The organism is Shinella sp. WSC3-e, from assembly GCF_945994535.1.
Taxonomy (GTDB): domain Bacteria; phylum Pseudomonadota; class Alphaproteobacteria; order Rhizobiales; family Rhizobiaceae; genus Shinella; species Shinella yambaruensis.
Window position 1 is genome coordinate 432156 of sequence record NZ_OZ000531.1, and the last position, 16877, is coordinate 449032.

The following is a 16877-nucleotide window of genomic DNA, read 5'->3' on the forward strand; positions in this document are numbered from 1 at the left end:
CTTCCGCAGCCGCCTCCCGGCTGCGCTTCAACATCGATACTAATATTTTAGTTTTACATCTATATCAACATCTATATTTCTATTCTTGTGTATGAGCGGCACGCCGGATAACACTGCGGGAAAAAGGACCACCACGATGACCACATCGCTTGCCCAGACGTTCGGCCTTTCGTCACCCGGTTTCCCCGCCATCGCGGGAAGCACCGTGCAGCGCGTCTACGACGACCTGCGCAAACGCATCATCACGATCCAGCTGCCGCCGGACACCACGCTGTCGCGCACCGAGCTGACCGAGACCTACGAGGTCAGCCAGACCCCCATCCGCGAGGCGATGCAGCTCCTCAAGCAGGAGGGCCTCGTGCGCATCTATCCGCAGTCGCGCACCGTCGTGACGCGCATCGACGTGCCGCAGATCTACGAGGCGCATTTCCTGCGCGTGGCGCTGGAGACCGAGGTCTGCCGCCGCCTGGCGCAGGAGCCGGATCCCTCCACCGTCACGCGGGCCCGCTCCATCATCAAGATGCAGGAGGCCGTCGCCGACGATCCCGAGCAGATGGTCATCTTCCAGGAACTGGACGAGCTGTTCCACCAGACGCTGTTTGCCGGCGTCAAGCGCAGCGGCCTGCACCAGTTGATCCGCGAGCGCTCTGGGCATCTGGAGCGCATCCGCCGCCTGCACCTTCCGGAGAAGGGCAAGGTGGTGAACATCCTCGAGGGCCACCGCGCGATCGTCGAGGCGATCGCGGCCGGCGACGAGCATGCCGCCATCGCCGCCATCCGCGATCATCTCAGCCGCACCGTCGCCAAGGTCGAGGAGCTGCGCAACGAGTTTCCGCACTACTTCGCCTGACGCGCTGCCTTTGCTCCGTTCACCGGCGTCAGGAGCGGCTTTCCGGCGAAGAAGGCCGCAAGGTTGTCGATGACGAGCTGTGCCATGCGGTCGCGCGTCTCTTCCGTGCCGCTGGCGTGATGCGGGTAGAGCACGACATTGTCGAGCGCGGCGAAGGCCGGGTCCGGATTGGGCTCGTTGTAATAGACATCCAGCCCGGCCGAGGCGATCCTCCCCTCGCTGAGCGCGCGGATCAGCGCCGGCTCGTCCACCACCGAGCCGCGCGCGATGTTGACGAGGCTGCCGGCCGGGCCGAGGGCGTCGAGCACCGAGGCCGAGATCAGCCCCTCGGTTTCCGCCCCGCCGGGCGTTGAGACCAGCAGGATGTCGGCCCATTCGGCCAGCTTCACCGGATCGTCGAAATAGGCATAGTCGTTGCCGGTCTTCCGCGACCGGCCGTAGTAGCCGATGGTCAGCCCGACGGCCTCGCAGCGCCGGGCGATGGCAAGGCCGATCCGGCCGAGCCCGACGATGCCCGCCCTCTTCCCGGCGGTCGACGTCGTCAGCGGCATCATGCCCTGCCGCCCCCAGTCGCCCGAGCGGACATAGCGGTCGCCGACAACGAGCCGGCGCCGGGCGGCCAGCATCAGGAGCAGCGCCATGTCGGCGACATCGTCGAGCAGCACGTCGGAGGTGTTGGTGAGGGTGACGCCGCGCCGGGTCATCGCTGCGACGTCCATCTGGTCGTAGCCGGCGGAGGAGCAGGCGGCGAGCTTCAGGGCCGGCAGCCGCGCCAGGAACGCGTCGTCGATCGCCACATGGCCGTTGACCACCATGGCGGTGCAGCGCGGGCCGGCTTCCGCCAGCATCGCCTCGCGGTCATCGCCCTTCAGGAGATCGAGGCGGTGCACCGTATAGGCCTCTTCGAGCAGGGCCATCTGGCGCGGGCGGAGCGGATAGGCAACCAGAACATCGGGCTTCATGCGGTGACACGTCCTTCTTCGAGGTTTCGGGCGGCGCGGCGGGCGGCCTGGATATCGGGATCCGGATCGAGGCTCGCGGCGAGCAGCGCACGCGTATAGGGATGCTGCGGGGCATCGAAGATCTGCCGCACCGGGCCTTCCTCGACGATCTCGCCGGCCTTCATGACGATGACGCGGTCGGCGAAATCGCGCACGACCGGCAGGTCATGGGCGATGAACAGGTAGGAGAGGCCGAATTCGCGCCGGAGCCCGTCGAGCAGCGCGATGACCTGCGCCTGGATCGACACGTCGAGGGCGGACACCGCCTCGTCGCAGACGATCAGCTTCGGCTCCATCGCCAGCGCCCGGGCAATGGCGATGCGCTGCCGCTGGCCGCCGGAAAACTGGTGCGGATAACGGCCGGCCATGTCCGGCTTCAGCCCGACCTTGACCAGCAGTTCGGCGACCTTCTCCTTCCAGCGCGCCTTCGGCAGGATATCCGGATGGATCACCCAGGCCTCGGAGATGAGCTGGAACACCGTCATGCGCGGATTGAGCGATTGCGTGGGATCCTGGAACACCATCTGCAGGTCGCGCCGCAGCCCGAACAATTCGCGCGGGGTCATCGCCAGAAGGTCCCTGCACCGATAGAAGATCTCTCCCCCGTCGGGATCGTCGAGCCGCAGCATGGCGCGGGCGAGTGTTGACTTGCCCGAGCCGCTCTCCCCCACCACGGCGACCGTCTCGCCGGGCATGATCGCAAGGTCGATGCCCTTGAGCGCATGGAAGAGGCCGTAGTGCTTGTGCAGGCCGACCGCCTTGACGAGCGGTTCGCCCCGGCGCTCGCGCCCCTCGGGCATCGCCCCCTTCCCGGGCGCCGCGTCGATCAGCTTGCGCGTATAGGGATGCTGCGGGTTCTGGTAGACGGCCGCGGCCTTGCCGGTCTCCACGATGGAGCCGCCGTTCATCACCACGACCCGGTCGGCGATCTCGGCCACGACGCCGAGGTCATGCGTGATGAGGAGGAGGCCCATGCCGGTCTCCTGCTGCAACGCCTTCAGAAGCTCCAGCACCTGGGCCTGCACCGTCACGTCGAGGGCCGTGGTCGGCTCGTCTGCGATGAGGATGTCCGGCTTGCAGGCGAGCGCCATGGCGATCATCAGCCGCTGCCGCTGGCCGCCGGAGAACTGGAACGGATATTTGCGCATGGCCGCTTCCGGCTGCGGGATGCCGACGCGCTCGAGGAGGTCCAGCGCGCGCCGTCGCGCCTCCGCCCCGGGGGTGCCGTGCGTCGTCATCATCTCGCAGATCTGCCAGCCGACGGCATAGACGGGATTGAGATGGGCGAGCGGATCCTGGAAGATCATGGCGATCTTCGCACCGTTGATCGCCCGGCGTTCTTCGGCATCCATGGCCAGCATGTCCCTTCCGTTGAAGAGAATGGTGCCGGCGGTGATCCTGCCGGGCGGCATGTCGATGAGGTTCATGATCGCCGAGGCGGAGACGGACTTGCCCGAGCCGCTTTCGCCGAGGATGGCCAGCGTCTCGCCGCGATCGAGATGCCAGCTGACGTCCTGCACGGCATTGACCGTGCCGGCAGCGGTGTGGAACTCGACCGACAGGCCGCGGACCTCCAGCAGGTGTTCAGCCATTCCTGCGGCCTCCCATTTCAAGGCGCCAGCGCTGCGTCGGATCGAGCGCGATGCGCATCCAGTTCGAAAGAAGATTGAGCGACAGGGTCGTCAGGATGATCGCAAGGCCCGGCCAGAAGGACAGCCACCAGGCATTGGTGAGATAGGGCCGCCCCTGGCTGACCATGAGGCCCCAGGTGATCTCCGGCGCCTGGATGCCGATGCCGAGGAAGGAGAGCGAGGATTCGGCCAGCATGACGAAGGCGAAATCCAGCGTCGCGATCGTCACCAGCGTCGGCAGGATCACCGGCAGGATATGACGGAAGACGATGCGCCGGTGCGAGGCGCCCATCACGGTCGCGGCCTGCACGAACATGCGCTCGCGCACCTCCAGCACCTCGGCGCGCGTCGTGCGCAGGTAGATCGGGATGCGCGTGACGGCGAGCACCAGCACGATGTTGGCGACGGAGGGCTCGAGCATGTAGAGCACGATGACGGCGAGCAGCAGCGAGGGAAAGGACATGATGACGTCGCCGAGCCGCATGATCCACTGGCTGGCGGATCGCCGGCTGTAGCCGGCCACCAGCCCCAGCGTGCCGCCGACGAGCGAGGAGGCCAGCACCGCCGCGCCCGCGACGAGCATCGTGTTCTGCGCCGCCACGACGATGCGGGCCAGCAGCGGCCGGCCGAGCGCGTCGGCGCCGAGAATGTAGATCCAGCCGCGCGCCAGGTCGAAGGGCGGCGCGTTGCGCCCGCGCAGGTTCTGCTTCGTGGCGACCGCCTCCAGGAGGAGGGGGCCGAAGAGCGCACAGAGCAGCGCCAGCAGCAGGAAGAGCGCCGCGAAGAAGGCGAACTTGTCCGCCCACAGCATGGAGAACCAGCGGGCCAGCGCACCGCCCGGCTTTCGTCCGGAGAGAGTTTGCGTGTCGGTCATGGTCATCGCTCAATACCGGATACGGGGATCGAGCAGCGCATAGGCGAGGTCGATCAGGAGGTTCATGAGGAAGATCGCCAGCGCGGAGACCATGATCACGGCGAGCACAACGGCGAAATCGCGCAGCAGGATGGAATCGATCATCAGCTTGCCGATGCCGGGAAAGCCGAAGACCGTCTCGACCACGACGGCGCCGTTGAGGATCGCCGCCGCCTGGTCGCCGATCACGGTGATGACCGGCAGCATGGCGTTGCGCAGGCCGTGCACGAAGATGATGCGCGGCGTGCGCACGCCTTTCGCCCGAGCGGTCTTCACATAGGCCGAGGAGAGCACGTTGATCATCGAGCCGCGCACCACCTGCAGGATCAGGCCGAAGGGGCGGATGAAGAGCACGCTGACCGGCAGGATCCAGTGCAGCGCCGTCCCCGTTCCCGAGGTCGGCAGCCAGTGCAGGTTGACCGCGAAGATGACGATGGCGACGATGGCGAGCCAGAAATCCGGGGCGGAGGCGCCGATCAGCGAGAAGAAGGTGGCGATCCGGTCGAAGATGCCGCCGACGCGGAAGGCGGCGAGCGACCCGATGACGATCGCCGCCACCGTCACGCAGCTCATGGTGATGACGGCGAGCCGGAGCGTCCAGGAGAAGGCCTCCAGCACCACCTCCATCGCCGGCCGCGCCTGGCGCAGCGAATGGCCGAAGTCAAGCTGCACGAGATCGGCGACATAGCGGCCGAACTGCACGATCAGCGGATCGTTGAAACCGTGCATCTGGCGGAACTGCTCGCGCATCTCCACGGACGCATCGAGCGGCAGGTAAAGGTCGGTGGGGTCTCCCGTCAGCCTCGACAGGAAGAACACAAGGACGACGAGCCCCACCAGCGAAACACCGCTGGCAATGGCCCGCTTGCCGATGAATGATTTCATGCCACTCCTCCCGAGCGAGAATTTCATGGGTCCGGTCCTGCGCGCGGCCGTCTTGCAGGAGGCCGCCCTCCCGGCTCCTGCAGGCCCCTGCGGACCAATCGACGGCACGTCGCCTGAACCCACCGTAAGTAATATATTAGTACATCTGAGATTTTTGTGAACCTTTTTTTCACGTTCGGCGAAATCAGTCGCCGCCCTCGGCGCGGTGACGCCGCCACCGCGCCCCGCCGGCCGCCAGGAGCGCTGCGCCGAAGATGATCGCGGCACCGATCCACGTCGCCACCGGCGCGATCTCGCCGAAGAACAGGAAGGCGAGCGCCGCCACGACCGGCAGGCGCAGGAAATCGAGCGGGGCGAGGAACGACGCGCTCGCCATAGCGAAGGCGCGCGTGATGAGCGCCATGTTGAGCGCCCCCAGCCCACCCTGCAACGCCAGCAGGCCGATCTGCGCCGGGCTCGGCGCCGCCCAGACCGGAAGGGCGGCGAGAAGGCCCAGCGGTGCCATCGCCAGCAGGTTCCAGGCGACGAGGCGATCGGTCGTGTCACGCAGCGCCATGCGCCGCAGGATCAGCTGGCTGATCGCCGTCAGGATCGCGCCGGCAAGAGCAAAGAGCAGCCAGGGATCGAACGCGCCGGCGCCGGGCCGTATGATGATGACGATGCCGATGAATCCGGCCAGCACGCCGAAGACCACGGACAGCGCGACCTTCTCCTTGAGGAAGATCCAGGCGCCGAGCGTGAGGAAGATCGGCATGGTGAAGTTGATCGCCGTGGCATCGGCGAGCGGGGCATGCCCGAAGGCGATGAACAGGGCGACGAGCGAGGCGAACTTCAGGCCCGCGCGCACGACGTGCAGCGCGCGATAGGGGGACGCCATGATCTCGACCCGCCGCAACAGGAAGGGCAGCACGGCGAGAAGGCCGAACAGCGCCCGGAAGAACCCGATGATCAGCGGATGGACGCCGCCCGCCAGCATGCGCACGATCACCGCGTCGAGCCCGGCCAGCACGGCCGCACACACCATGATGAGCACGGCCGCGCCTGCCCGCGGCCCCGGCACCGCCGCCCTCACGCAAAACCGCCCGCGACCGGCCCGGATATGATGTGGAACGCCATGACCTTCCTCCGCGCACGCCCCTCTTCCTGCGCGCGAACTTACGGCATGGCGATGCGGCGATCCATACTAAAATATAAGAATATTAGTACCGAAGGCGAGAGCGCGCACAGCGGCGTAGCCGCCGCCACGGGCACCAGCGGCACGGTTGAGAAGCGAATGTAGCTTATCTACATTTTCTTTGACAAATGTAGATTTCTTCATTATACCCATGCTCACCCACGGCGGTGAGACGCGAAGGCCCGACCGGTCTTTGCAGGAGGCCGTGGCGTCACCTGGAGGAAATCGATATGTCACGCCGTTTCGCGCTGGCCTCAGCGCTCGTAGTCCTGTGCTCGCACGTCTTGTCGGCCGGTAGCGCCGATGCTGCGGAAATGACCGTCTATTGCCCGATGTCGGAAGACGATTGCGGCGCCGTGCTGAAGGCCTTCAAGGACGATACCGGCATCGAGGCGCAGTTCGTGCGCATCGGCGCCGGCGAGATCCTCGCCCGCATCCGCGCCGAAAAGGCCAATCCGCAAGCCGGCCTCTGGCTGGCAGGCGCGGCGGACAACTTCATCCAGGCGGCCGGCGAGGGCCTGCTTGCCGCGCACAAGGCCGTTGGCATCGACAAGGTCGATCCGCGCTACACCGACAAGGAAGCCCGCTGGACGCCGATCTCGCTGTCGCCCATCGTCTTCGCCTACAGCCAGCAGGTGCTCGACGAAATCGGCGCCAAGCCGCCGACGAGCTGGAAGGCCTTCGCCGATCCGGCCTTCAAGGACAGCGTGGCGCTCGCCCATCCGGCCTCGTCCGGCACGGCCTATGTCGCGCTCGCCTCGACCGTCCAGCTGCTCGGCGAGGAGCCGGCCTTCACGCTTATGAAGGAGATCGACAAGAACGTCGTGCAGTACACCCGCTCCGGCATCGCCCCCTCCCGCATGGTCGCCAACAACGAGATCGCGCTCGCCATGGCCTATACGCAGGACATCGAGGCGGCGCTCGCCCAGGGTTATCCGGTCGGCTATTCCTTCCCGGAGGAAGGCACCGGCTTCGAGGTGAATGCCGCCGCGGCCATCGCCAATGCGCCGGAGGAGCAGGCCAAGGGCGCCAGCGCCTTCCTCGACTGGGTGCTGACGGAAAAGGGCCAGGCCGCCATCGGCGCCACCTTCCGCGGCCCGATCGTGCCTGGCTACAAGAACCCGGATGCCAGGATCGACCTGTCGAACGTCAAGATGATCGACTACGACTTCACCTGGGCCGGCGAGAACCGCGCGCGCCTGCTGGAGCGCTACGAGAACGACGTCCGCCACAAGGCCGACGCCAAGTAAGCCACCCCGACCACTGACCGGCCGCCGCCTCCCCTCTCCCAGCCGGCTGCCCTTTCTTCCCGGCGGGGAGAAAGGGCAGCCCCTGGCAAGGGGCTTGTCAGCAGGCGAAAGGCTCGCTCTCTTTGTCTTCATGCGGTTCCGCGCGGACCGCTCAAGGAGCCCCATCATGACCCTCGCCTCGCAAGCGACGCCGTCCGGGCGGACGGCGGCAGCGCCGGCCTTCCTGCGCAACATCGTCGTCGATCCCTGGCTGTTCGGCATTTTCGCCGTCACCACGCTTTCGGTGCTGGTCTTCGCCGCCCTGCCGATCTTCACCGTCCTGAAACAGGCGGTCGTCACCGAGCACGGCTTCGACATCGCCGTCCTCATCAGCACGCTGTCGCAGTCCTTCGTCTGGGAATCGCTCGCCAACACGCTGCTGCTCGGCGCCACCTCGGCGCTGATCGCCACGGCCGCCGGCTTCCTGCTCGCCTTCTCCGCGACACGCACCACGATGCCGGGCAAGATCTTCGTGCATGGCGTGGCGCTCCTGCCGATCATCTCGCCGCCCTTCGTCATGGCGCTGGCGGTGGTCATCCTGTTCGGCCGCTCAGGCCTCATCACCCGCGAACTGCTCGGCATCCGCAACGCCAATGTCTACGGCTTCCATAGCCTCGTGCTGATCCAGTCGCTTGCCTTCACGCCCATCGCCTATCTCAACATCCGCGGCATGCTGCAATCGATCGACAGCGCGCTGGAGGACGCCTCCGCCTCGCTCGGCGCCTCGCGCTGGACGACCTTTTCGCGCGTCACGCTGCCGCTGGTGACGCCGGCCATCCTCTCCTCCACGCTGCTCGTCTTCGTGAAGTCGGTCGAGGATTTCGGCAATCCGATGCTGATCGGCGGCAATTTCAACACGCTTGCCGTCGAGGCCTATTCGCAGATGGTGGGCTACTTCAACCTGCAGGCCGGCGCGCTGCTCGCCAGCCTCATGCTGGTGCCCTCGATGACCGCCTTCCTCATCCACCGCTACTGGGTGAGCAAGCGCAGCTATGTCACGGTCACGGGCAAGCCCTCCGCCCAGACGATCCGCATTTCCGGCGCGGTCGTCGTGCCGCTCACCATCGCCTGCTACGCCATCGTGCTTGCCATCCTGCTCTTCTACCTGACGGTGATCTACGTCTCCTTCACCAGGCTGCCGGGCGTCGACAACACGCTGACCACGGCGCACTACGTCACCGTCTTCACCGCCGGCTTCCACACGCTCAGCAACTCGCTGCTGCTCGCGGGCATCGCAACGCCCGTCACCGCCATCGCCGGCATGCTGATCGCCTATCTCCTGATCCGCAAGGCCTTCCCGGGCAGCTTCCTGCTGCGCTGGGGCACGCTCCTCTCCTTCGCGGCGCCCGGCACCATCCTCGGCATCGGCTATGTCAGCACCTTCAACGCCCCGCCGCTGCTCCTGACCGGCACCGCCTTCATCGTCATTGCCGCCATGGTCGTGAAGAACCTGCAGGTCGGCATCGAGGCCGGCTCCAACCAGCTGCGCCAGATCGACAAGTCCATCGAGGAAGCCTCCACCATCCTCGGCGCCTCCAACACGCGGACCTTCTTCCAGATCACCCTGCCGCTCCTGAAGCCCGCGCTGTTCACCTCGCTCTCCTATGCCTTCACACGCTCGCTGACGACGCTGTCGGCGGTGATCTTCCTCGTCTCGGCCAACTGGACGCTGATCACCGTCACCATCCTGTCGCAGGTGGAAACGCTGAAGCTCGGCGTCGCGGCGGCCTATTGCAGTATCCTCGTCTTCGTCGTGCTCGCCATCCTGGCGCTCATGCAGCTCGTTCTCAATTCGACATCGAAGAGGTAAGCCCCATGTCGAAAGTCATCTTCTCCAACATCACCAAGCGCTTTCCCGGCGTTGCCGGCGCGACCGCCGTCGACCGGCTGAACCTCACCATCGAGGAAGGCACGCTCGTCACCCTGCTCGGCCCCTCCGGCTGCGGCAAGACGACGACGCTGCGCATGCTCGCCGGCTTCGAGACGCCGACGGACGGCACGATCACCATAGGCGGGCGCGATGTCACCAACGTGCCGGTCAACGCCCGCAATGTCGGCATGGTGTTCCAGAGCTACGCCCTCTTCCCGCACATGACGGTGCGCGAGAACGTCGAATACGGCGTGCGCCTTCTGCCCCTGGCCAAGGGCGAGATGAAGGACCGGGTCGATTCCATCCTAGAGACCATGGCGCTCGCGCAATATGCCGACCGCGCGCCCGCACGGCTCTCCGGCGGCCAGCAGCAGCGCGTGGCGCTCGCCCGCGCCGTCGTCACCCAGCCGAAGGTGCTGCTCTTCGACGAACCGCTCTCCAACCTCGACGCGCAGCTGCGTGAGCGCATGCGCGACGAGCTGCGCGCCATCCAGCTGCGCCTCGGCATCACCAGCCTCTATGTCACCCACGACCAGAGCGAGGCCATGGCGATCTCCGACCGCGTGGTGGTGATGCGCGGCGGCGTCATCGAGCAGGACGACACGCCGCTCAACGTCTATTCCCGCCCCGGCACCGGCTTCGTCGCCGAATTCATGGGCAAGGCGAACATTCTCCGCGGCACGGTCGAGACCGTGGACGAGACAACGGTGCGCGTGCGCATCAGCACGACGGTCGCCTTCACGCTGGCGCGCGGCCCCCGCGCCTTCAGGCCGGGTGAGGCGGTGCGCTGCGTCGTGCGGCCGGAGCATATCCGGGTCGATCCCGACGGCGCGATGGAGGCGAAGGTGCGCCGCGTGGTCTTCCAGGGCGCCCATGTCGAGTACCTTACCGAGATCGAAGGCCAGGAATGCGTCTTCCTCGACAGCGACTATTACCGGACGGGCGTTGCCGAGGTCGGCCAGACGCTGCGCCTTTCCATCGACAGCCGGCCGGTCTGGATCCTGCCGGAAACCGAAACAGCCAGCATGGGAAAAGCCGCATGACCCTCAACCAGCCCCTCACCGGGGATCTTCATGATATGATCGCGACCGTGGCCTGCGAAGCCGCACTGGCCGCCGGCATCGTCGCGCACCGGGGCTTCGTCAATGCCAGCCCGGAAACCCTGCAGACCCAGCAGAAGGCCGGCTTCTTCGACATCGTGACCGCCTCGGACAAGGCGGCGGAACGGGCCGCGTGCGACACGATCTGGTCGCGCCTGCCGGCCTCGCGCATCCTCGGCGAGGAAGGCGGCTGGCAGGGCGAAGGCGAGACGACGTGGATCATCGACCCGATCGACGGCACCAGCAATTTCGCCTCGGGCCTGCCCTTCTTCTGTGTCTCGATCGCCGCCTATCACGCCGGCAAGGCGGTCTGCGGCGTCGTCTACGATCCGGTCCGCGAGGAGCTGTTCATGGCCGCGCACGGCCGGCTGACGCTGAACGGCGAGCCGATAAAACCCTTCCTGCGCGGACGCACGGACCGCGAGGTGGAAGTGCTGACGAATGCGCCCTACGAGGGCGAGCGCCCTTCCCGCGCCGCCCAGGAAGCCCATGCCGACCTCGTCAACGCGTTCCGCGCCGTGCGCCGGCTCGGCTCCTGCGCGCTGCATCTTGCCTATGTCGCCGTCGGCCGCGTGGCGGTCTGCTACGAATCGAAGTTCAATGCCTGGGACATCGCGGCCGGAATCCAGCTGGTCGAGGCGGCCGGCGGGCAGGTTGTCGCCGCGGACGCGGAGGGGCGGCGCATCGAGCCGAACGAGGATGCGCTGGCATCGGTCAAAAGGCTCGTTGTGGCGCAGGCCGGTTTTGACTATCAATCGTCCTGCCTGTCGGCGGTGATGGCCGGCGGCACACTGTGACCGTCACCCGCAAGACCATCGTCCCGCCGGCACAAAGGGTTCCATGCTCGACCTGATCAGGCAATCGCTGTCGCAGTTCACGCCCGCCGAGCGCAGGATCGCCGAGGCGATCCTCGACACGCCGAGCACGGCGATCACCTGGTCGATCACCGATGCCGCACGCATCGCCAAGGTCAGCGAGCCGTCGATCATCCGCTTCTGCCGGCGGCTCGACTGCGACGGCTTTCCGGATTTCCGGCTGAAGCTCGCCCAGCAGCTGGCCGTGCGCCAGGCGCCGGCGAGCACGGCGGAAAGCGGCGCGGATCCCTTCACCGGCCTCGTCGACGACGTCTTCAACCGCGCGGCGGAATCCCTGCGCGAGGCGCGGCACGATCTCGACCTCGACTCGCTCCGGCGCGCCGTGGACCTGCTCGCCGGCGCCCGCCGCATCGACGTCTACGGCTATGGCGGATCCGGCTTCCTGGCGGGCGAGGCACAGCACCGCCTCGCCTCGCTCGGCATAGCGAGCGTCGCCTATGCCGACCCGACGCTGCAGATGGTCTCCGCCCCGCGGCTGACGGCGCAGGACGTGCTCTTCGTGCTCTCCTTCTCCGGCCGCACGAGCTACCTGATCGCCAATATGGAGATCGCCAAGAAGGCCGGCGCGCGCATCCTGTCGATCTCGCCCGGCGGCTCGGTCGTCGCCTCGCTCGCCGAGGAGAACATCAATCTCAACGCCTACCGCGCCTCCGGCCGTCCGCTCATCGTGCCGACGGGCCGCGCGCCGATGTATGTGATGCTCGACGTGCTCTTTGCCCTGCTCGCCCGCAAGCGGGAGGCCGGGCCGCCTGCCTGAGCCGGCCGCCTTGCGGTTTCAGGGCGCCTCGAACTTCACCATCGTGCCGCCGCCGGTCGCCTGGTCGGTCGGGAAGACCTCGACGCGGGCGACATCGACATGGGCGGGCAGAGCGATCACGTCGTGGACAATCTGCGCGATGTTTTCCGGCTGGATGGGCCGGTAGCCGTCATAGAGCACGGCATTCGCCTGGTCGCCGGGGAGCGAGGTGCGGTAGAGCGCCGTCTGGACGCGGCCGGGCACGACCTCGCTCACCCGCACGCCGGTGCCGAGGAGGTCGCAGCGCAGGTTGTCGCAAAAGAGGCTGAGACCCGCCTTCGAGGCACCATAGGCTCCCATGTTCGGATAGGGCGCCTGGCCGCCGCTGGAACCGACATAGAGGAGATGGCCGCGCTTGCGCGCCACCATGCCGGGCAGGAAGGCCCGTGTCAGGTGCATCGGCGCCTTGAGATTGACGTCGATCATCGCGTCGATCTCGGCGGGGTCGATGTCCTGGAAAGCCGCACGGGTCGACAGGATGCCGGCATTGTTGACGAGGATGTCGACCGCGACGCCCGCCAGCGCCTCGGCGATGCGCGCCGTATCGCGCACGTCCGCCTCGACGGGGATCGCCCCGCAGCGTTCCGCCAGCCCGGCAAGCGCCGCCGCGTTGCGGCCGACGGCGTAGACCGCCAGTCCCCGCCCCCGCAGCATCGGCACGATGGCCTCGCCGATGCCGCTGGTAGCCCCCGTGACGACGGCGACGCGATTTGCGTCAGACATAGATGTAGCCCCCGCTGACCACGACATTCTCGCCCGTCGCATAGGTGTTGCGGCTGGAAGCCATCATGACGATCCACTCGGCCATTTCCACCGGTTCAGCCGCCCGGCCGAGCGCGCTTGCCCTGGCAAGCTCGGGCAGGAAGCCGAGTTCCCTGGCGCGGTCCGTGGCAAAGCCGGCCGGCGCGACCGAGTTCACGAGGATCTGGTCCTTGGCACATTCCTGGGCGAAGGACTTGGTGAGGCTGACGACCGCGGCCTTGGTGGCGGCATAGTGGGCGTTCTGCGGATGCGCCTTGAAGGCATCGACCGAGGTGACGTTGACGATGCGGCCGGTCACCTCCGGCAGGGTCACGAAACGGCGCATGTGGCGCACCGCCGCCACCATCATGTGATAGGTGCCCTTGATGTTGATGGCGTTCTCCAGGTCCCAGTCCTCGTCCGTGATGTCGAGGATCGGCTTGCGCGGATAGATGGCGGCGCTGTTGACGAGGGCATGGACGCGGCCGAGCTTTTCCGCAACCGCGGCGAACCCGCCATGGGCCGTCTCGGCGCGGGAAATGTCGGCAACGGCGGTCGCCACCTCGGCGCCCATCGCGGACAGCGCCGCCGCGGAGGAAGCGAGCAGCGCCTCGTTGCGGTCGATAAGGCCGATCTTCGCAGCGCCCCGTTCCACCATCAGCCGGGCCGTGGCGAGACCGAGCCCCGAAGCGCCGCCGACGATGACAACAGACTGGTCCTGCATGCTCCATCTCCTCCGCGATTTTCGCGGCAACGCCATATTGGTATGTTATCACTTATATGCTAACTTTGCCGAAAAGCAAGCTGCTTCCCGAAGGCCGCCCGCCGGCGTCCTTCCTCTGGAGAAGCCGGCTGTGTATGATATGTGATAAATGAAAACCCGGGAAAGGCTGGATCGGCATGTCGATCATCACGCAGCGCGGCAACCTCGCGGAGATCGTCGTCGCCAGGCTCGCCGAGCGGATCGACTCGGGCCTCTATCCACCCGGCGAGAAGATCCCTTCGAGCGCCCAGCTGTGCGAGGAATTCGGCGTCTCCCGCACCGTCATCCGCGAGGCACTGGCCTCGCTCAAGGTCGCCGGCCGCGTCATCGCGCGGCAGGGCGCGGGCGTCTATGTCACGGAGAAGGATGCGCGGGCGCTGAACTTCGAGATCAGCCGCATCGACGACATCCGCTCGGCCATGCAGATCCTCGAACTGCGGCTCGGCGTCGAAATGCAGGCCGTGGCGCTGGCCGCCCAGCGCCGCACCCCGGAAGCCCTCGCCGAGATCGCCCGGGCCTTCGACCATATCGAGACGCTCGACACGAACAATGCCGAGATCGAGGCACACGCCGATTTCGAGTTCCACCTCGCCATCGCCAAGGCGACGCGCAACCCGCATTTCCCGCGCTTCCTCGAGGCCGTGATGGGCGAGATCAATCTCGACCTGGTTCTCAAGCACCGCCAGTCCGGCCCCGCCTCGAAGGCGTACCTGAAGAAGATCAACCGCGAGCACGCCGCCATCCTCGCCGCCATCACCCAGGGCGAACCGAAAGCCGCCAAGCAGGCGCTGGCCGCCCATCTGGAGGAAAGCCTGGACCGCTACCGCACCCTCCTGGACGAGCCGGCGGGCAGCGAATGGGACGATTGAGGGGCCGGCGCACGCGCCGTCAGATGACGGCATCCTCCAGGAAGGGCCGGTTTGCGACAACACGCTCGTAGCCGAAGGGCGAGAGGTCGAGCGTGCGGAAGCTTCCATAGGTGATCAGTTCGCAAAGCCCGCGCCCCATGGCCGGCGACTGCTGCAGCCCGTGGCCGGAAAAGCCGTTGGCGAAGAGGAAATTCCGCACCTCGCTGTGCGGGCCGAGGATGACGTTGTGGTCGAGCGTGCAGTAATCGTAGTGCCCCGCCCAGCTGTTGACGACCTTGATCGCCTCGAAGGCCGGCACGCGGTTCGCCAGCGTCGGCCAGATCTCCTCCTCGAACTCGTCGTGCATGACAGCGAAATCGTTCGGGTCGACCTCCGGGTCGTGCTTGGGATAGGTGCCCATCAGGTAGAACTTGCCCTCCGGGCGGAAGAACACGCCGGTCGGGTCGATGGTGAGGCCGACGCCGGGGCCGAGCGGCTCGCGGCAATCGACCACGAAGAGCGAGCGGCGGCGCGGCTCGACGGGAATGTCGAGGCCCGCCATGCGCGCCATGACCTTGCCGTTGGTGCCCGACGTGTTGACCAGCGTGCCGCAGGCAATCGTCTGCCCGCCCTTCGTCATCACGGAGACGATACGGTCGCCCTCGCGGTCGATCGCCACCACCTCGTCCTCGATATATTCGACGCCGAGCGCGCGGGCCTTCTTGCGGAAGCCCTGCAGCAGGCCGACGCTGTCGAACCAGCCCTCGCCGCGCTCGCCGGTGCTGCCGAGCATCAGGCCTTCCGTGTTGAGCCAGGGAAAGCGCCGGGCGAGCCCCTCCGGGTCGAGCAGCGAAACCTCAGCGCCGCAGGAGACCTGCGTTTCATGGTTGCGGCGCAGCACCTCCGCACCGCGTTCGTCGCCGGCGAGGAAGAGATAGCCGTTCTCATGGAAGCCGATCTCCGGCGTGTCGTCGTCGACAGCGACGTTCTCCTTGAAATTGCGGATGAACTCGGTGCCGAACTGCGAGACCTGAACGTTGATGGCGTTGGAGAACTGGTGGCGGATGGAGCTGGAGGAGAGCGCGGTCGCCGATCGCTGGTAGGTCCAGTCCTTCTCGATCACCAGCACGGAGCCGGTAAAATCCGGATTGGTCGCCAGGAAATAGGCCGCCGCACTGCCGACCACCGCGCCGCCGACGATCACCACATCATAGGATGTCCGCGAAGCCTGCATCATTTATCCTCGAAATGGCCGGCCGCGCAGAAGCTGCCGCCCTGGTAGCGCACCGCCGGATCGTTCGGGTCACCCTGCCTGGTCGCGGCGAAAACCTTGTCCGCATAGTCATCGGCGCTGTCTTGCGGCCTGTAGCCGAGCGAGGCCGCCGTGCGGTTGTCCCAGAAGGCGCGGCTGTTGTTCGACATGCCATAGGCGACCATGAAGCCGACGCGCTCCGCCGACAGGCATTTTTCGACGAGCTGGCGGCAATCGCGGTAGGAGAGCCAGGTGATGAGATGGCGCCGGTCGGTCGGCTCCGGGAAGCAGGAGCCGATGCGGATGCTGACGCTCTCGATGCCGAACTTGTCGAAATAGTAGCGGCCGAGATTTTCGACAAAGGTCTTCGAAACGCCGTAGAGGCTGTCCGGCCGCGTCGGCACGTTGCCGTCGATCGTCTCCGTGCGCTCGTAATAGCCGATGGCATGGACGGAGCTGGCATAGACGATGCGCTTGACGCCGTGGCGGCGTGCGGCCTCGTAGATGTGGTAACCGCCTGAAATGTTGCTGTCGAGGATCGTCTTCCATTCGGCCTCGAGCGGCTGGCCGCCGAGATGCACGATGGCATCGCAGCCGTTCACCGCCGCGCAGACCGCATCGAAATCGGCAAGATCGAGCGTGAAATCCTCCTCGTGCGGCGCGAGGTTTTCGCAGGGCCGGCGGTCGGAAAGCCGCACGACCTTGCCGAGCCGCATGCCCGACTGGCGTAGCGCCGTGCCGACGCCGCCGGCCGCCCCCGTCAACAGAACCCTTTGAAAATGCGACATGATCTTTCCTTCAGCAAAACCGGCCGGTCCACGGGCGATGCGCCCGATGGCCGGCATGAGCGTATCATACGAGGGAGGGGACGGCCCGTGGCCGGACTTCC

Annotated in this window: 16 protein-coding genes; 7 read left to right on the forward strand and 9 right to left on the reverse strand. The window is 66.7% G+C overall.

Annotation, left to right across the window (positions count from 1 at the left end):
- Positions 1 to 136 precede the first annotated feature (136 nt).
- Positions 137 to 850 carry a GntR family transcriptional regulator gene (locus AABF56_RS25190; protein ID WP_244766336.1) on the forward strand — a complete coding sequence of 238 codons (714 nt, stop codon included), beginning with the start codon at positions 137 to 139 and terminating at the stop codon, positions 848 to 850.
- Here the strand turns inward: AABF56_RS25190 and AABF56_RS25195 are convergent.
- The 5 genes from AABF56_RS25195 to AABF56_RS25215 form a co-directional block, all read right to left on the reverse strand.
- On the reverse strand, positions 838 to 1812 hold the full coding sequence (locus AABF56_RS25195) for a 2-hydroxyacid dehydrogenase (protein WP_272807698.1): 975 nt from the start codon (positions 1810 to 1812) through the stop codon (positions 838 to 840). The genes AABF56_RS25190 and AABF56_RS25195 overlap by 13 nt on opposite strands.
- On the reverse strand, positions 1809 to 3443 hold the full coding sequence (locus AABF56_RS25200) for an ABC transporter ATP-binding protein (RefSeq protein ID WP_272807697.1): 1635 nt from the start codon (positions 3441 to 3443) through the stop codon (positions 1809 to 1811). The genes AABF56_RS25195 and AABF56_RS25200 overlap by 4 nt, the downstream gene beginning before the upstream one ends.
- Positions 3436 to 4356 (reverse strand): ABC transporter permease, encoded by a 921-nt coding sequence (locus AABF56_RS25205; protein WP_398430904.1) that lies wholly within the window; start codon positions 4354 to 4356, stop codon positions 3436 to 3438. The genes AABF56_RS25200 and AABF56_RS25205 overlap by 8 nt, the downstream gene beginning before the upstream one ends.
- A gap of 9 nt (positions 4357 to 4365) precedes the next feature.
- Positions 4366 to 5280 (reverse strand): ABC transporter permease, encoded by a 915-nt coding sequence (locus AABF56_RS25210; protein WP_272807696.1) that lies wholly within the window; start codon positions 5278 to 5280, stop codon positions 4366 to 4368.
- 184 nt (positions 5281 to 5464) lie between these two features.
- A complete protein-coding gene (locus AABF56_RS25215; RefSeq protein ID WP_272808140.1) occupies positions 5465 to 6304 on the reverse strand; it encodes a DMT family transporter in 840 nt (279 codons plus the stop codon).
- Between the two features lie 380 nt (positions 6305 to 6684).
- On the opposite strand from AABF56_RS25215, the gene AABF56_RS25220 reads away from it, so the two are divergent.
- The 5 genes from AABF56_RS25220 to AABF56_RS25240 all read left to right on the forward strand — a co-directional run bounded on the left by AABF56_RS25220 (position 6685) and on the right by AABF56_RS25240 (position 12345).
- Positions 6685 to 7704: an ABC transporter substrate-binding protein gene (locus AABF56_RS25220; RefSeq protein WP_272807695.1), complete on the forward strand. Its 1020-nt coding sequence runs from the start codon at positions 6685 to 6687 to the stop codon at positions 7702 to 7704.
- Between the two features lie 166 nt (positions 7705 to 7870).
- Positions 7871 to 9553, forward strand: a complete 1683-nt coding sequence (locus tag AABF56_RS25225) for an ABC transporter permease (protein ID WP_244766329.1) — start codon at positions 7871 to 7873, stop codon at positions 9551 to 9553.
- A gap of 5 nt (positions 9554 to 9558) precedes the next feature.
- Positions 9559 to 10656: an ABC transporter ATP-binding protein gene (locus AABF56_RS25230; protein ID WP_272807694.1), complete on the forward strand. Its 1098-nt coding sequence runs from the start codon at positions 9559 to 9561 to the stop codon at positions 10654 to 10656.
- Positions 10653 to 11510 (forward strand): inositol monophosphatase family protein, encoded by an 858-nt coding sequence (locus AABF56_RS25235; RefSeq protein WP_272807693.1) that lies wholly within the window; start codon positions 10653 to 10655, stop codon positions 11508 to 11510. The genes AABF56_RS25230 and AABF56_RS25235 overlap by 4 nt, the downstream gene beginning before the upstream one ends.
- A gap of 43 nt (positions 11511 to 11553) precedes the next feature.
- Entirely contained in the window at positions 11554 to 12345 is a 792-nt protein-coding gene (locus AABF56_RS25240; RefSeq protein ID WP_272807692.1) for a MurR/RpiR family transcriptional regulator, read from the forward strand.
- Positions 12346 to 12363: 18 nt separating this feature from the next.
- On the opposite strand, the gene AABF56_RS25245 is transcribed toward AABF56_RS25240, so the two are convergent.
- The gene (locus AABF56_RS25245) at positions 12364 to 13107 is read right to left on the reverse strand and encodes an SDR family oxidoreductase (protein ID WP_272807691.1); all 744 of its coding nucleotides are present in this window, start codon (positions 13105 to 13107) and stop codon (positions 12364 to 12366) included.
- Complete coding sequence (locus AABF56_RS25250) at positions 13100 to 13849, reverse strand: SDR family NAD(P)-dependent oxidoreductase (RefSeq protein WP_272807690.1); 750 nt, start codon at positions 13847 to 13849, stop codon at positions 13100 to 13102. The genes AABF56_RS25245 and AABF56_RS25250 overlap by 8 nt, the downstream gene beginning before the upstream one ends.
- A gap of 176 nt (positions 13850 to 14025) precedes the next feature.
- Here AABF56_RS25250 and AABF56_RS25255 point away from each other — a divergent pair, with 176 nt between their 5' ends.
- On the forward strand, positions 14026 to 14757 hold the full coding sequence (locus tag AABF56_RS25255) for a FadR/GntR family transcriptional regulator (RefSeq protein ID WP_272807689.1): 732 nt from the start codon (positions 14026 to 14028) through the stop codon (positions 14755 to 14757).
- 19 nt (positions 14758 to 14776) lie between these two features.
- On the opposite strand, the gene AABF56_RS25260 is transcribed toward AABF56_RS25255, so the two are convergent.
- Complete coding sequence (locus AABF56_RS25260) at positions 14777 to 15970, reverse strand: NAD(P)/FAD-dependent oxidoreductase (protein ID WP_272808139.1); 1194 nt, start codon at positions 15968 to 15970, stop codon at positions 14777 to 14779.
- Complete coding sequence (locus tag AABF56_RS25265; RefSeq protein ID WP_272807688.1) at positions 15970 to 16776, reverse strand: NAD-dependent epimerase/dehydratase family protein; 807 nt, start codon at positions 16774 to 16776, stop codon at positions 15970 to 15972. The genes AABF56_RS25260 and AABF56_RS25265 overlap by 1 nt, the downstream gene beginning before the upstream one ends.
- Positions 16777 to 16877 lie beyond the last annotated feature (101 nt).

What these genes read in the sequence shown, in the direction of transcription:
- AABF56_RS25190 (WP_244766336.1), top strand. Translation starts at nt 137, where the DNA reads ATGACCACATCGCTTGCCCAGACGTTCGGCCTTTCGTCACCCGGTTTC.
- AABF56_RS25195 (WP_272807698.1), bottom strand. Translation starts at nt 1,812, where the DNA reads ATGAAGCCCGATGTTCTGGTTGCCTATCCGCTCCGCCCGCGCCAGATG.
- AABF56_RS25200 (WP_272807697.1), bottom strand. Translation starts at nt 3,443, where the DNA reads ATGGCTGAACACCTGCTGGAGGTCCGCGGCCTGTCGGTCGAGTTCCAC.
- AABF56_RS25205 (WP_398430904.1), bottom strand. Translation starts at nt 4,356, where the DNA reads ATGACCGACACGCAAACTCTCTCCGGACGAAAGCCGGGCGGTGCGCTG.
- AABF56_RS25210 (WP_272807696.1), bottom strand. Translation starts at nt 5,280, where the DNA reads ATGAAATCATTCATCGGCAAGCGGGCCATTGCCAGCGGTGTTTCGCTG.
- AABF56_RS25215 (WP_272808140.1), bottom strand. Translation starts at nt 6,304, where the DNA reads ATGGTGTGTGCGGCCGTGCTGGCCGGGCTCGACGCGGTGATCGTGCGC.
- AABF56_RS25220 (WP_272807695.1), top strand. Translation starts at nt 6,685, where the DNA reads ATGTCACGCCGTTTCGCGCTGGCCTCAGCGCTCGTAGTCCTGTGCTCG.
- AABF56_RS25225 (WP_244766329.1), top strand. Translation starts at nt 7,871, where the DNA reads ATGACCCTCGCCTCGCAAGCGACGCCGTCCGGGCGGACGGCGGCAGCG.
- AABF56_RS25230 (WP_272807694.1), top strand. Translation starts at nt 9,559, where the DNA reads ATGTCGAAAGTCATCTTCTCCAACATCACCAAGCGCTTTCCCGGCGTT.
- AABF56_RS25235 (WP_272807693.1), top strand. Translation starts at nt 10,653, where the DNA reads ATGACCCTCAACCAGCCCCTCACCGGGGATCTTCATGATATGATCGCG.
- AABF56_RS25240 (WP_272807692.1), top strand. Translation starts at nt 11,554, where the DNA reads ATGCTCGACCTGATCAGGCAATCGCTGTCGCAGTTCACGCCCGCCGAG.
- AABF56_RS25245 (WP_272807691.1), bottom strand. Translation starts at nt 13,107, where the DNA reads ATGTCTGACGCAAATCGCGTCGCCGTCGTCACGGGGGCTACCAGCGGC.
- AABF56_RS25250 (WP_272807690.1), bottom strand. Translation starts at nt 13,849, where the DNA reads ATGCAGGACCAGTCTGTTGTCATCGTCGGCGGCGCTTCGGGGCTCGGT.
- AABF56_RS25255 (WP_272807689.1), top strand. Translation starts at nt 14,026, where the DNA reads ATGTCGATCATCACGCAGCGCGGCAACCTCGCGGAGATCGTCGTCGCC.
- AABF56_RS25260 (WP_272808139.1), bottom strand. Translation starts at nt 15,970, where the DNA reads ATGCAGGCTTCGCGGACATCCTATGATGTGGTGATCGTCGGCGGCGCG.
- AABF56_RS25265 (WP_272807688.1), bottom strand. Translation starts at nt 16,776, where the DNA reads ATGTCGCATTTTCAAAGGGTTCTGTTGACGGGGGCGGCCGGCGGCGTC.